Source organism: Aquabacterium sp. (assembly GCF_036273115.1).
Taxonomy (GTDB): domain Bacteria; phylum Pseudomonadota; class Gammaproteobacteria; order Burkholderiales; family Burkholderiaceae_C; genus Aquabacterium.
Genome location: NZ_DASUIN010000013.1, coordinates 1 through 12,881, shown reverse-complemented (window position 1 = coordinate 12,881; position 12,881 = coordinate 1). Strand labels below are relative to the sequence as shown.

Genomic DNA, 12,881 nt, shown 5'->3' with positions numbered 1-12,881 from the left:
GGCCTGGCCCCATCGCTGACCTCCTCGCTCGAACGTCTGGCCCACCGCCTGCAAGAGCTGGATGCGGCTTTGGCAGACCCCGCCGTGGCCGCCGACAATCGCCGCTATCGCGATCTGTCGCGCGAGCATGCCGAAGTGTCGGGCGTGTGCGACCTGGCCCGCCGCTACACCCAACGCCAGGCCGACCTCGACGGCGCCCGTGAAATGGCCCAGGATGCCGGCAGCGACGCCGACCTCAAAGCCATGGCAGACGAGGAAATCGCCCAGGCGGAAGCCGATCTCACCCAACTCGAAGCCGAGTTGCAGACGGCCTTGCTGCCCAAAGACCCGGACGACGCCCGCAACGCCTTCATCGAAATTCGCGCCGGCACCGGTGGCGACGAGTCGGCCCTGTTTGCAGCCGACCTGGCCCGCATGTACACCCGCTACGCCGAAACCCAAGGCTGGCGCAGCGAAATCATGTCGGCCAGCGAATCCGACCTGGGCGGCTACAAGGAAGTGGTGCTGCGATTTGAGGGTGCAGGGGTCTATGGCCAGCTGAAGTTCGAATCTGGCGGCCACCGAGTACAACGTGTGCCGGTCACCGAAACCCAAGGTCGCATCCACACCAGCGCCTGCACGGTCGCGGTGCTGCCCGAGCCTGACGAAGCCGAAGAGGTGCAGATCAACCCGGCCGACCTGCGCATCGACACCTACCGCGCCAGCGGAGCCGGCGGCCAGCACATCAACAAGACCGACTCGGCCGTTCGCATCACCCACATTCCCACGGGCATCGTGGCCGAATGCCAGGACGACCGCAGCCAGCACCGCAACAAGGCCAAAGCCCTGGCCGTGCTGGGCGCACGCATTCGCGACAAAGAGCGACTCGAACGCCAGGCCAAGGAAGCGGCGCACCGCAAGAGCCTCGTGGGTTCTGGCGACCGCTCCGACCGCATCCGAACCTACAACTTCCCACAGGGTCGTCTGACCGACCACCGCATCAATCTCACGCTCTACAAGCTCACCACCATCATGGAGGGAGACCTGAGCGAAGTCGTGCGCGCCCTGCTTGCGGCGCAGGCCGCGGAACAACTGGCCGAGCTGGAGGCCGCGACCGGTGTCTGACGCGGCCCTGACGATCGAACACGCCCTGCTGGCAGCCCGCCAGGCCGGCGTGGACCGACTGGACGCCCAGCTGATGCTGTGCGAACTGCTGGGGCAAAACCGCACCTGGCTGCTGGCGCATGACCGCGACCCGCTCGCGCCCGACACCCTGGCGCGCTTTCAAAGCTGGGTCACCCGCAGGGCACAGGGCGAACCGCTGGCCTATCTGCTGGGTGACAAGGAATTCTTCGGGCTGAGCCTGCAGGTCAACCCGCAGGTCCTGATCCCCCGCCCTGACACCGAAATCCTGGTGGAATGGGCGCTCGAGCGCCTGGCGACGAACCCAGCTCAAGACGTCCTGGACCTCGGCACCGGCAGTGGCGCCATTGCCCTGGCCCTGCAGCATCGCTGCCCGCAAGCTCGCGTCACCGCCGTTGATGCCAGTGCCGGCGCACTGCAAACGGCCGAACACAACGCCCGAAAGCTGGGCCTGCCCGTTCGCTTTCGACTGGGTTCATGGCTACAAGCTGTGCAGGGTGAAACGTTTGATCTGATCGTCAGCAACCCGCCCTACATTGCAGAGCACGACCCGCACCTGCAAGCCCTCACCCACGAACCCATCAGTGCGCTGACCTCCGGCCCGGACGGCCTGGACGACATCCGTCACATCGTGGCGGCTGCACGCAGCCACCTCCGCCCAAGCGGTTGGCTGCTGCTCGAACACGGCTATGACCAGGCGGAGGCGGTCGGGGCTCTGCTGGCTCAAGCCGGCTACGCCCACATCGAGACCCGTCTCGACCTGGGCGGCAACACGCGATGCACAGGCGGGCAAACCCTCCCCCGCTCGGCTTGATTCCCCCCTGAAGAAGGGCCCCATTTCGGGGGCGAACCTGTCACGACTGCTCACAAGTCGCCTCCACAAATCTGCGGCCGACGCGTACGATCGAAGCATCGATCAGGAGTTCGTCATGCATTCAACCCTGTCACCTTCGCGCCTCGCCCCCCGTCGCCCGCTCGTCGCAGTGGCCGCCGTGGTTGCGGCGTGCCTGGTGGCCGGGGTGGCACACGCCCAGATCGTGCCGCGCGCCACCCATGTGCTGCGCAGCGTCGGGGGCAGCGAATACAGTTTCACCCGGCTGAGCCTGCGTGCCAGCGGCCTGGGGCTGAACCTCGCCGGGCAGACCTTCTGGCCCAGCTGGGAAGGCCGGGTCGGCGTGATGATGGACCGCCCCACCAACCCCCTGAAAGACACCTATGTGCTGTTCCAGCCGGTTCCCAACGGCTTGAACATCCGTAGCCTGCACCTGCTGACCGACTACTACATTGAAGGCGGTTTCCGCGCCACAGCCGGCATGATCCGCGGAGATGCCGTGCGTTCATGGTGGGATGGCGGCGGCGAAGGGTTGAACGTCAGCCTGCAACGGGTCGACAGCATGAGCATGCTCGGCAGTGGACAAGGCATCGGGCTGTCCACCCTGGGCAGTCAATCGGCCCCTTACATTGGCGCGGGCTACAGCACCCGCATCAACACCTCGACCATCAGCAGCCCTTGGCGCTTCAACGCCGACCTGGGCCTGATCTCAGTCAACCAGAACAACGTCAACCGCATCTCGCGCACCCTGATGGGCGAGCAAGGGTTCGACGAATTGATCCGCGACCTGCGCCTGCGTCCCTTGCTGAAAGTGTCGGTCGGCTACTCGTTCTGACCCACTTCGGTGCACAAGATTAGCCCCAGGCAAGGCCGGAATAGCCTGAGCCTGATATAAACGGGCTATTCCTATTTCAAGTCTTCCAAGTCAGTGACGCTATGAGCGACGTACAGAAACAGATCGACGACCTCGTCAAAAGCAACCGCGTGGTGTTGTTCATGAAGGGCACCGCACAGTTCCCACAATGTGGCTTCTCGGGCCGCGCCGTCCAGATCCTCAAGACCTGTGGCGTGACCGACCTGGTCACCGTCAACGTGCTGGAAAACGAAGCCATTCGCCAGGGCATCAAGGAATACGCCAACTGGCCCACCATTCCTCAGCTGTACATCAACGGCGAGTTCATTGGCGGCTCCGACATCATGATGGAGATGTACCAGTCGGGCGAACTGCAAAGCACCCTGGGCGCCTGAGCCCCTCTGACATGACCGAGCGCCGCCCTCGCAGGCTCATTGTGGGCATCACCGGTGCCAGCGGTGCCGTGTATGGCGTCCGCCTGCTCGAACGTGCCCGCGAGCTGGGGGTTCAGACCCATCTGGTGGTCACCCCGGCTGGGGTGCTCAATGTGCACCACGAACTGGGCCTGGACCGCAGCGGCCTTGAAGCCCTGGCCGATCAGGCCCACTCACCCAACGATGTGGGCGCCTGCATTGCCAGTGGCAGCTTTCAGACCGACGCCATGGTCATCACGCCGTGCTCCATGAAAACACTGGCGGCGGTGGCCCATGGCATGGGAGACAACCTGCTGACCCGCGCAGCCGACGTCACCCTGAAAGAGCGACGCCGCCTGGTGTTGATGGTGCGCGAAACGCCATTCAATCTGGCCCACTTGCGCAACATGACCGCCGTGACCGAAATGGGTGGCGTCATCTTCCCGCCGCTACCTGCTTTCTACCACCGCCCGCAAACCATTGACGAACTGGTACAAGACACCGTCGAACGGGTGCTGATGATGGTGGGGGTGGATACGGCCCAGCCACAAAGCTGGCAAGGGCTGTAAGCCCGGGCGGAGGCCGTGTTTGTTGTCAGGCCGCGTTCAGCGACGGCCGCTGCCGTCGTACTGCGCCACCTGATAACCCGGCTCAGGCGCTTTCCAGCGCCGCCACGCCGCCGTGACCATGTTCGGGTACTCCGCCCGACCGCGACTGCCGTTGTAGCGCCCCAGCGCCATGAAAAGGTTGCCCTTTTCACGATCCAGGTAGTGGCGCAGGATCACGCAGCCAAAACGGATGTTGGTCTGCATGTGAAACAAGCTGGATGGATCGCCATTGCCAATGGTGCGGGACCAGAACGGCATGATCTGCATGTAGCCGCGAGCACCCACGGACGAGATGGCGTACTTGCGAAAGCCGCTTTCGACCTGAATCAGGCCCAGCACCAAAGAGGGCTCTAGCCCGGCTCGCTTGGCTTCATAGCAAACGGTGTTGAGAAACTCGAAGCGGACCAGCTCGTCGGGCTTGCGCTTGAGCAAGCGCCCTTCGTTGGCTCGGCTCCAGCGCTCGCATTCCAGCCGCTGCGTTTCATCCGCAAACACCAGCTTGGGCGGCTCGCCCCGGCCCACCGCAGCCGACAGGGCCGAGCGAACCGAATCAGCCAAAGGCTCTTCCACCTGCGCACCCGCCCACGCCACGCCTGCCCCGGTCAAGCAAGACAGGGCCAGCAGGCATTTCGATGCCAGGCGAAACACGGACACACGAGAGGCAATCATCCAGTCAACCTTACCTGATCGGCAAAAAGTCGGTCAAGCGAGTTGCAGGGCTTTTGCCAGGTGGTTCATGACTTCTGCCACGGGCACCTTGGTCGCCTCGGCATCGGTACGGGCCTGGTACTCGGCCACGCCTTCCTTCAGCCCCTTGTCGCCCAGCACCACGCGGTGCGGCACGCCAATCAGCTCCCAATCGGCAAACATGGCACCAGGACGCTCGCCGCGGTCATCCAGGATCACGTCCACACCCTTGGCCAGCAGGTCGGCGTGCAACTGATCGGCTGCAGCCTTGACAGCCTCGGAACGGTCATAGCCGACCGGGCAGATCACCACGGTGAACGGAGCGATGCTGTCAGGCCAGATGATGCCGCGGTCGTCGTGCTTCTGCTCAATGGCCGCACCCAGAATGCGGGTCACACCGATGCCGTAGCAGCCCATCTCGAAATGCTTGGGCTTGCCGTCCACATCCAGGAAGGTGGCGTTCATGGACTTGGAGTACTTGGTGCCCAAGTAGAACACGTGTCCCACTTCGATGCCGCGCTGAATGGCCAACACGCCCTTGCCGTCTGGCGAGGGGTCGCCTTCCACCACGTTGCGGATGTCGGCCACCAGATCGGGCTCAGGCAGGTCGCGGCCCCAGTTCACGCCCTTGATGTGGAAGCCCGCTTCGTTGGCGCCACAAACGAAGTCGCTCATGTTGGCCACAGTGCGGTCGGCAATGACCTTCACGTTCTTCACGCCCACCGGGCCCAGATAGCCTGGCTTGGTGCCGAAGTGCGCCACGATTTCGCTTTCGGTGGCGAAACGGAAGCCAGCCTTCAGGCCCGTGCCATCGGCCAACTCCAACTTGCCTGCCTTGACTTCGTTGAGGTCGTGGTCGCCACGCACCAGCAGCAGCCAGATGGTGGTCTTGACGATTTCGCCCTGCTCATTGGTTTCGTCGGTCGCCAGCACCAAGGACTTGACGGTTTGCGCCAGCGGCAGACCCAGCAACTCGGCCACGTCGGGGCAGGTGCTCTTGCCTGGGGTGGCGACCTTTTCCAGCGCCACGGTGGCCGCACCACGCTGCGCAATCAGACTCAGGGCTTCGGCCAGTTCGATGTTGGCAGCGTAGTCGCTGGTCGGGCAGTACACGATGGCGTCTTCACCTGTGTCGGCGATCACCTGGAACTCGTGCGAACGGTCACCCCCAATGGCGCCGGTGTCGGCGGCCACGGCGCGGAACTGCAGGCCCAGACGTTCGAAGATGCGGGTGTAGGCCGCATACATGGCGTCGTAGGTCTTGCCGGCGCTGTCCACATCACGATCGAAGGAGTAGGCGTCCTTCATGGTGAACTCGCGGCCACGCATCACGCCAAAGCGAGGGCGGCGCTCGTCGCGGAACTTGGTCTGGATCTGATAGAAATTCTTGGGCAGCTGACGATAGCTGCGCAACTCCTGGCGCGCGATGTCGGTGATGACTTCTTCAGCCGTGGGCTGGATGACGAAGTCGCGGCCATGGCGATCCTTGAATCGCAGCATTTCCTCGCCCATTTTCTCGAAGCGGCCGGTTTCCACCCACAGTTCGGCGGGCTGCACCACGGGCATGGTCAACTCCACGCAACCGGCCTTGTTCAGCTCGTCGCGGATGATGTTTTCCACCTTGCGAATGGTGCGCAAGCCCATGGGCATGTAGTTGTACAGGCCCGCGCCCAGCTTTTTGATGAGGCCGGCGCGCATCATCAGCTTGTGGCTGACGATCTCGGCGTCAGCGGGGGCTTCTTTCAGTGTGGAGATGAAAAACTGGGATGCTTTCATGGATGTGAAAAATGCACCGCTAGGGTTGAGCCTGATCCCGACGCACTAGGCGGGCACGGCCGGCGGTGCAATAATGATTTCAGTTGAAAATTTGGAGTTGATTATGCTCGACCGAGAAGGCTTTCGGCCGAACGTCGGCATCATCCTGCTCAATCATCGGAATCAGGTCTTCTGGGGCAAGCGCATTCGCACCCACTCCTGGCAGTTTCCGCAAGGCGGCATCAAACACGGAGAGTCGCCCGAGCAGGCGATGTTTCGCGAGTTGCACGAAGAAGTGGGCCTGCTGCCGGATCACGTCCGCATTGTGGCCCGCACCCGCGACTGGCTGCGCTACGAAGTGCCCCAGCACTTCATTCGCAAGGACGCCCGCGGACATTACAAGGGCCAGAAGCAGATCTGGTTCCTGTTACAGATGATGGGGCGCGATTGCGACATGAACCTGCGGGCCACCAGCCACCCCGAATTCGATGCCTGGCGCTGGCATGAGTACTGGGTGCCGCTGGAAAGCGTGATCGAGTTCAAGCGTGAGGTGTACTACCTGGCCTTGACCGAGTTGTCACGCTATTTGCCCAAGCCACAGGGACAAGCCAACCGGTATTTGCGCGGCAACATGCGCCAACCCCGTCGTGAGGGCGAACTGACTCCCGAGACACAGGGCTCGGTGGTCGCTGGCGAATAAGCCGGGAAGATTCCACGCGAGGCCACCACCCCTTCCGTGGTCGATGCCTTAAAAAAATGGAGCCCGTAGGCTCCATTTTTCATTCCACCTCGACCCGGGTCGAGCACTCGGCATCAGCCGGGTTGATGTTACAACGGGCCTTCTTGATGATGTTCAGGCCGGTCTTGTTGTACAGACCTTGCTTGGCGATGTCGGCGCGGGCCTCGCGCAGCATCAGCACATACTTCGGGATCGCCTCGGCAGGCAGATCGTCCCAGGCCGATGCAGGGATGCCCTTCTCGGCGGTCTGGATGATGCGCATGGCGCGATCAAACTGGCTCAACCAGTACTGACGCGACTTCTCGCCCGCGCCCTCTGGGAACTTGCTGCGGTTCAGGATGACCTGCACGGTCGGGATCATGATGGGGAAGCGGCCGATGGCGCCTGTGGTGCCAATGCCCTTGTAGAGTTCGAAGGGCTTGTAGGCCACGGCCGGCAGGGTCACCATGTCCACAAAGCCGTTGTTGAACTTGGGACCGATGTTGGTCACATCGACCGACACGGGCTGCGCACCGATGCGCTGGATCATCACGCCCTGGGCCTTGTCGTAGTCAAAAGCGGCAATCTTCTTGCCCGACAGACCTTCCACCGAGTTGATCTTGCGATCGCGCACGATGGGGTAAGCCGCGCCCAGCGGGAAAATGCCACCGACTTCATAGTTGCCGTCAACCATCAGCTTGCCAGCCTGAGGGGTGGCAAACACTTCGATGACCTTCTTGACCACGTCGTAGCTGGCCTTGATGTCGATCTTGCCGTCTTTGACAATGGTGGTGGAGCCGATGCTGTCGATCGAGCCGGCTACGGCGTTGAACTGACGGGTACGGAATGCTGTAGCGACCACGCCATCACATTGCCCGGCACGGAAGTCTTCGACCGCGACGCGCTCGTCGACATAGGTCTTGATGTCGAAATCAATGCCGTGCTTCTGCATGGCCAGCGCGTAGTCGGTCGAAGCCGCGTACACGTCGCCGGTCTTGCCGACCACGTCCCACACACACACCACGGCCTTGGCTTGCGCCAGCACCGGCAAAGACAACACACCGGCAACAGCCAGCGCCTGGATCAGACGATTTGCTCCCTTGACGGAAGACTGCTTTTGATTAGCCATCGGGCCTCCTAGAACCGCACAGACACTGAGCCGACACCGCACGTTCGGCGACGCTGCAGCATATTTCAAGAAGCCGTCGATGCCGTAACAAGTTGCGTCGTTTTTCCCACAGGGATTGACCTCACGCCTGTGAGCCAAGACGGCGCCAGGCCGCTGCTGTATGGCGCAGAGACTGCATCCAGTCGGGATGAGACAGCCCTCGCCCTTGCGCCCACTCGGTCTCACGACTGACGTCAAATGCCCCCTTCACAATGAAAGCAAGGGACTCGGGCTCCAAGCCCAAGAGGCGAGCCAATGCTGGCCAAGTGGCCATGGACTTCACCCAATTCAAAGGCACCCGCCCCCATGGACCCCGCACTTGCAGTTCGGCGGCCAACATGCGCGTCACACTCAACAGATCGGGGGTTGCCGGGTCGAGCAGCAGGTGTTCACTGCATCCCATTTCCTCTGGGGCTTCGAGCAAGGTCGCGACATACCTCGCCACATAACCCACACTGACCATGGGCACACGGTGATCGCGCGAGCCCGGCACCAGGGGCATCTGACCTGCCGCCAACTGCGTCAGCAATTGGGCGATGGCCGATGTGGCGGGCACCTCGGGCAGCGCCTCGTCGCCCACCACCGTGGCCGGGTGAATGACCGTCAAAGGGCGGTTCAGCCTCAGGGACTCTTCACGCATCAGCCAGTACGCACGCAATTTGCTCGCCTCATAGACGCCGCTGCGCTGCCGCACTCGATCCCAATCCACGTGCTGCGCCGCAGGCCTGAGATCCAGATCCAAGCCCAACTCCGCCATGTGAGGCCGATGTTGACTCATGTAGCCCACGACCATCACAAATCGGCGCATGCGCGGCCATTGGGCTGACTGGCGCCACAGGTTCAACGGAGCCTGGACGTTGGCTTGCTCTGCCAGATCCGGGTCCAGGCCCCACCCCCACACGGCAGCGCAGTGCACCACCGCCACGATGTCGTCGCGCCACGCTGGAAGCCGATCGGGTTCACCTTCGCCCCAGCCAAGATGAGGCTCCAACAGGTCACCCGCGACCGCCTGCACATCGGGCTGGGTTTCACCCTGCCCTGACAACCAAGTCAACAAAGAAGACAGTTGCACTTCTGGCCGCCGCAACATGACCGTCACCGGGCGGCGCTGACGCACCAACTCGAGCAGGACCCCCTTGCCCACTTGGCCGGTGCCCCCCGTCAACAAAACGCGACCGGATCGATTGGAATATAAAGACATGGCCTGAGCTCCTTGAAATAAGCAGGCCAGCAGACTAAAGTCTGGAGTTAACTCCAGAGTCAAGCATCATGAAAATTGGGGAACTGGCTGCAGCCACAGGCGTCACGCCCGACACCTTGCGTTATTACGAAAGGCTTGGGTTGATCGAGCCAGCGGGTCGCACGGCGTCGCGCTACCGGCATTACAACGAGCAGGCCGTCATGCGCGTGCGCTTCATCAAGAGCGCCCAATCCCTGGGGTTTGCTCTGCACGATGTGGCCGCACTGCTGCCTCAGTTGGACGAGGGCACACTGCGACGCGCAGACATCGAAGCGCGACTGAACGAAAAAGTGGCTCAGATCGACGCGCAAATCACGCGGCTACAGGCGCTCAGGGCCGAGGTCGTACAGACCTTGGGCAGCTTGTATTGCCAAGATGACCAGCCCTTGACCCCGTCAAGTGCAACCCGGCGCAATCCACGCCAGGCCAACTGAGGCCCATCAGGCCAGGACAAGGTTGTCTCGGTGAATCATCTCGGGCTCGTTGCTGAAGCCCAAGGCTGCTTCGATGTCGGCACTGGCTTTGCGCACAATCAGGCGTGCTTCGCTGCTGGCGTAATTCGCCAGACCTCGGGCCACGTCCTGCCCTTGTGCATTGCGCACGGCGATCACATCGCCCCGATGGAAGTCGCCCACCACATCGATCATGCCGATGGGCAACAGGCTTTTGCCTTCATCGCGCAACTTGATGACGGCGCCGTCGTCAATGACCACGGCACCACGCAGTTGCAGATGATCGGCCATCCATTGCTTGCGCGCGGTGAGCTTGGCGGTGGCCGCGACAAACAAGGAGCCAATGGCTTCCCCCTGAGTCAGGCGCACCAGCACATCGGGCTCGCGACCCCAGGCGATGACGGTGGACGCCCCACTGCCAGCGGCACGCTTGGCGGCAACCACTTTGGTGATCATGCCGCCCGTGCCCACCCGGGAACCCGCACCACCCGCCATCTGCTCCAGGGCAGGGTCGCCCGCCGTGCAAACGTCGATGAAGCGCGCCGAGGGATCTTTGCGCGGATCGGCGCTGTACAAACCCTTCTGGTCGGTCAGGATGACGAGGGCATCGGCTTCGACCAGGTTGGCAACCAAGGCCCCCAGGGTGTCGTTGTCACCAAACTTGATTTCGTCGGTGACCACGGTGTCGTTTTCATTGATGACCGGCACCACCTTGTGTGACAGCAAGGTCAACAACGTCGAGCGGGCATTGAGGTAACGCTCGCGGTCGGCCAGGTCGGCGTGCGTGAGCAAGACCTGAGCGCTGCCCATGCCATGCTCGCGCAGCTTGGTTTCGTACATCTGAGCCAGGCCCATCTGGCCCACGGCGGCGGCGGCTTGCAGCTCATGCAACTCTTTGGGCCGCTTGGCCCAACCCAGACGCTTCATGCCTTCGGCAATGGCGCCGCTGGACACCATGATGACCTCTCGGCCATCGTGCGCCAGAGCCGCCATCTGGCGACACCAGTTGCCAATGGCCTCGGCATCAACGCCGCGCCCTTCGTTGGTCACCAGGCTGGAGCCCACCTTGACGACAATGCGGCGGGCGTTCTTCAACACATCGTTCATGGACAGATCAGCCTGAGTGGGGTTCAACGGAAACGGGGATCGTCGGCATCAGGCACGAAGGGCTCGTCCTTGCTGCGCTTGGGGGCAGCCGCTTTTTTAGCCGCCACCTTCTTGGCTGCGGCTTTCTTGGCAGCAGCCTTTTTGGCGGGGGCTTTGGAAGCGCTCTGAGCGGGTGCCTCCACTGCCGTTTTCCCAGCCGTCTTCTCAACCGCTTTCTTGGCTACCGCCTTCTTGGCCGCGACTTTCTTTGCCGCAGCTTTCTTGGCAGGGGCCTTTTGGGCTGCCGTCTTCGCAGAGCTCACAGCTGGCGCCACTTCAGCAGACAAGTCAATCTGAGCCACCGGCTCGGCTTGCGCCACCAGTTCCCCCTCGGCATCGAAACGCACATCGGTTTCGGTGTGGTGCTCCTGCATGGAGGCCACGTGCTGATAGATGGCCTGCACCAGGTGCTCACAACCTTCACGGGTCAAGGCCGAGATCTGGAAAACGGGCCCCTTCCAGCCATAGCGCTTGACGAAGTTGACCACCTTGGCCACGCGCTGGTCAGCGGGGATCATGTCGAGCTTGTTGAGCACCAGCCAACGGGGCTTCTCATACAAGGCCTGGTCGTAGATCTTGAGTTCATTGACGATGGCCTTGGCCTGCGCGACCGGGTCCACGCCTTCGTCAAACGGCGCCAGATCGACCACATGCAACAGCACACGTGTACGCTGCAAATGGCGCAGAAACAGGTGACCCAGACCCGCGCCCTCGGAAGCGCCTTCGATCAGGCCGGGGATGTCGGCCACGACGAAGCTCTTTTCAGGGCCGACCCGCACAACACCCAGGTTCGGGTGCAAGGTGGTGAAAGGGTAATCGGCAATCTTGGGACGCGCGTTGGAGATGGCGGCAATCAGAGTCGACTTGCCGGCATTGGGCATGCCCAGCAGGCCCACATCGGCCAGCACGCGCAGCTCAAGCTTGAGCTTGAAGGCTTCGCCGGGCCAGCCTGGCGTCTTCTTGCGAGGCGCGCGGTTGGTGGCGGTTTTGTAGTGCAGGTTGCCGAAGCCGCCGTCGCCGCCCTTGGCCAGCATGCGTTGCTCGCCGTGCTCCAGCAACTCCATCATCACCTCGCCCGTTTCGGCGTTGCGAATGATGGTGCCCACCGGCATGCGCAGCACGATGTCTTCACCGGCTGCGCCGAATTGGTCCGAGCCGCGCCCCTGCTCGCCGTTGCGCGCCTCATGGCGGCGTGCATAGCGATAATCGATCAGGGTGTTGATGTTGCGATCGGCCACAACGAAGACGTGCCCCCCGCGCCCGCCGTCGCCCCCATTGGGGCCACCAAAGGGGATGAACTTCTCGCGACGGAAGCTGATGCATCCGCTGCCACCGTTGCCGGCGGCCACATCAATGGTGGCTTCATCGACGAATTTCATGGGAGGGTGTCCTAGCGTGACCAGAGAAACAGGGATTATCCTGCCTCTGGCTGAAAGAAAACATGGGCGAGCGCAACATGCGCCACGCCGAAACACAAAAGCCCCGGCAGGCCGGGGCTTTGTCGCAGCAACCTGCCGAAACAGGTTACCTGATCAGATCGATCAGACGGGGGTGACGATCACGGTCTTGCGATTCAGGGCGCCCTTGGTCGCGAAAGACACGGTACCGTCGACCAGTGCGAACAGGGTGTGGTCGCGACCGGTGCCGACGTTAGCACCAGCGTGGAAACGGGTGCCGCGTTGACGAACGATGATCGAGCCAGCGGAGATCACTTGACCGCCGAAAGCCTTCACACCCAGCATTTTTGGTTGGGAGTCACGGCCGTTCCGCGTGGAACCGCCGCCTTTTTTCTGTGCCATGGATCTACTCCTTGGGGGCTAAAAGTTGGTGATTCGACGCAATCAGACGTTCACGGAGCTGATTTGCAGCTCGGTGTAGTTCTGACGG

The 12,881-nt window shown here is 62.5% G+C and carries 13 protein-coding genes and 1 pseudogene; 7 read left to right on the top strand and 7 right to left on the bottom strand.

The features are described from left to right. Nucleotides 1-3 precede the first annotated feature (3 nt). The 5 genes from prfA to VFW72_RS05820 all read left to right on the top strand — a co-directional run bounded on the left by prfA (nucleotide 4) and on the right by VFW72_RS05820 (nucleotide 3,789). Entirely contained in the window at nucleotides 4-1,104 is a 1,101-nt protein-coding gene (gene prfA, locus VFW72_RS05840; RefSeq protein WP_329673400.1) for a peptide chain release factor 1, read from the top strand. After that, nucleotides 1,097-1,936 carry a peptide chain release factor N(5)-glutamine methyltransferase gene (prmC, locus tag VFW72_RS05835; protein WP_329673340.1) on the top strand — a complete coding sequence of 280 codons (840 nt, stop codon included), beginning with the start codon at nucleotides 1,097-1,099 and terminating at the stop codon, nucleotides 1,934-1,936. Before prfA ends, prmC begins: the two co-directional genes overlap by 8 nt. A gap of 115 nt (nucleotides 1,937-2,051) precedes the next feature. Then, nucleotides 2,052-2,789, top strand: coding sequence for a hypothetical protein (locus VFW72_RS05830; RefSeq protein WP_329673339.1), 738 nt, complete (start codon nucleotides 2,052-2,054; stop codon nucleotides 2,787-2,789). Nucleotides 2,790-2,890: 101 nt separating this feature from the next. Beyond that, nucleotides 2,891-3,202 carry a Grx4 family monothiol glutaredoxin gene (gene grxD, locus VFW72_RS05825; protein WP_329673338.1) on the top strand — a complete coding sequence of 104 codons (312 nt, stop codon included), beginning with the start codon at nucleotides 2,891-2,893 and terminating at the stop codon, nucleotides 3,200-3,202. Nucleotides 3,203-3,213: 11 nt separating this feature from the next. Beyond that, a complete protein-coding gene (locus VFW72_RS05820; protein WP_329673337.1) occupies nucleotides 3,214-3,789 on the top strand; it encodes a UbiX family flavin prenyltransferase in 576 nt (191 codons plus the stop codon). A gap of 36 nt (nucleotides 3,790-3,825) precedes the next feature. On the opposite strand, the gene VFW72_RS05815 is transcribed toward VFW72_RS05820, so the two are convergent. Both VFW72_RS05815 and VFW72_RS05810 read right to left on the bottom strand, forming a co-directional pair. Next, nucleotides 3,826-4,497 carry a lytic transglycosylase domain-containing protein gene (locus tag VFW72_RS05815; RefSeq protein WP_329673336.1) on the bottom strand — a complete coding sequence of 224 codons (672 nt, stop codon included), beginning with the start codon at nucleotides 4,495-4,497 and terminating at the stop codon, nucleotides 3,826-3,828. Nucleotides 4,498-4,530: 33 nt separating this feature from the next. Then, entirely contained in the window at nucleotides 4,531-6,291 is a 1,761-nt protein-coding gene (locus VFW72_RS05810) for a proline--tRNA ligase (RefSeq protein ID WP_329673335.1), read from the bottom strand. A 103-nt stretch (nucleotides 6,292-6,394) separates the two neighbouring features. On the opposite strand from VFW72_RS05810, the gene VFW72_RS05805 reads away from it, so the two are divergent. Then, a complete protein-coding gene (locus VFW72_RS05805; protein ID WP_329673334.1) occupies nucleotides 6,395-6,970 on the top strand; it encodes an RNA pyrophosphohydrolase in 576 nt (191 codons plus the stop codon). A gap of 79 nt (nucleotides 6,971-7,049) precedes the next feature. Here the strand turns inward: VFW72_RS05805 and VFW72_RS05800 are convergent, their stop codons facing one another. Next, complete coding sequence (locus VFW72_RS05800) at nucleotides 7,050-8,117, bottom strand: putative solute-binding protein (protein ID WP_329673333.1); 1,068 nt, start codon at nucleotides 8,115-8,117, stop codon at nucleotides 7,050-7,052. 121 nt (nucleotides 8,118-8,238) lie between these two features. Beyond that, nucleotides 8,239-9,357, bottom strand: coding sequence for an SDR family oxidoreductase (locus tag VFW72_RS05795; protein WP_329673332.1), 1,119 nt, complete (start codon nucleotides 9,355-9,357; stop codon nucleotides 8,239-8,241). A 68-nt stretch (nucleotides 9,358-9,425) separates the two neighbouring features. Between VFW72_RS05795 and VFW72_RS05790 the strand changes: the two genes are divergently transcribed. Next, nucleotides 9,426-9,830, top strand: a complete 405-nt coding sequence (locus VFW72_RS05790; RefSeq protein WP_329673331.1) for a heavy metal-responsive transcriptional regulator — start codon at nucleotides 9,426-9,428, stop codon at nucleotides 9,828-9,830. A gap of 6 nt (nucleotides 9,831-9,836) precedes the next feature. Here VFW72_RS05790 and proB read toward each other — a convergent pair whose 3' ends face one another. The 3 genes and pseudogenes from proB to rpmA all read right to left on the bottom strand — a co-directional run bounded on the left by proB (nucleotide 9,837) and on the right by rpmA (nucleotide 12,793). Beyond that, nucleotides 9,837-10,955 (bottom strand): glutamate 5-kinase, encoded by a 1,119-nt coding sequence (gene proB, locus VFW72_RS05785; RefSeq protein ID WP_329673330.1) that lies wholly within the window; start codon nucleotides 10,953-10,955, stop codon nucleotides 9,837-9,839. 377 nt (nucleotides 10,956-11,332) lie between these two features. After that, a pseudogene (gene cgtA / locus VFW72_RS05780) lies at nucleotides 11,333-12,373 on the bottom strand (Obg family GTPase CgtA); the annotation flags it as partial. A gap of 162 nt (nucleotides 12,374-12,535) precedes the next feature. Continuing rightward, nucleotides 12,536-12,793, bottom strand: coding sequence for a 50S ribosomal protein L27 (gene rpmA / locus VFW72_RS05775; protein WP_329673328.1), 258 nt, complete (start codon nucleotides 12,791-12,793; stop codon nucleotides 12,536-12,538). Nucleotides 12,794-12,881: the final 88 nt, after the last annotated feature.

Bases quoted from the DNA above. Each gene is read 5' to 3' on its own strand.
- VFW72_RS05815 (WP_329673336.1), bottom strand. From the start codon at position 4,497: ATGATTGCCTCTCGTGTGTCCGTGTTTCGCCTGGCATCGAAATGCCTG.
- VFW72_RS05800 (WP_329673333.1), bottom strand. From the start codon at position 8,117: ATGGCTAATCAAAAGCAGTCTTCCGTCAAGGGAGCAAATCGTCTGATC.
- grxD (WP_329673338.1), top strand. From the start codon at position 2,891: ATGAGCGACGTACAGAAACAGATCGACGACCTCGTCAAAAGCAACCGC.
- VFW72_RS05795 (WP_329673332.1), bottom strand. From the start codon at position 9,357: ATGTCTTTATATTCCAATCGATCCGGTCGCGTTTTGTTGACGGGGGGC.
- rpmA (WP_329673328.1), bottom strand. From the start codon at position 12,793: ATGGCACAGAAAAAAGGCGGCGGTTCCACGCGGAACGGCCGTGACTCC.
- proB (WP_329673330.1), bottom strand. From the start codon at position 10,955: ATGAACGATGTGTTGAAGAACGCCCGCCGCATTGTCGTCAAGGTGGGC.
- VFW72_RS05790 (WP_329673331.1), top strand. From the start codon at position 9,426: ATGAAAATTGGGGAACTGGCTGCAGCCACAGGCGTCACGCCCGACACC.
- VFW72_RS05805 (WP_329673334.1), top strand. From the start codon at position 6,395: ATGCTCGACCGAGAAGGCTTTCGGCCGAACGTCGGCATCATCCTGCTC.
- VFW72_RS05820 (WP_329673337.1), top strand. From the start codon at position 3,214: ATGACCGAGCGCCGCCCTCGCAGGCTCATTGTGGGCATCACCGGTGCC.
- VFW72_RS05830 (WP_329673339.1), top strand. From the start codon at position 2,052: ATGCATTCAACCCTGTCACCTTCGCGCCTCGCCCCCCGTCGCCCGCTC.
- VFW72_RS05810 (WP_329673335.1), bottom strand. From the start codon at position 6,291: ATGAAAGCATCCCAGTTTTTCATCTCCACACTGAAAGAAGCCCCCGCT.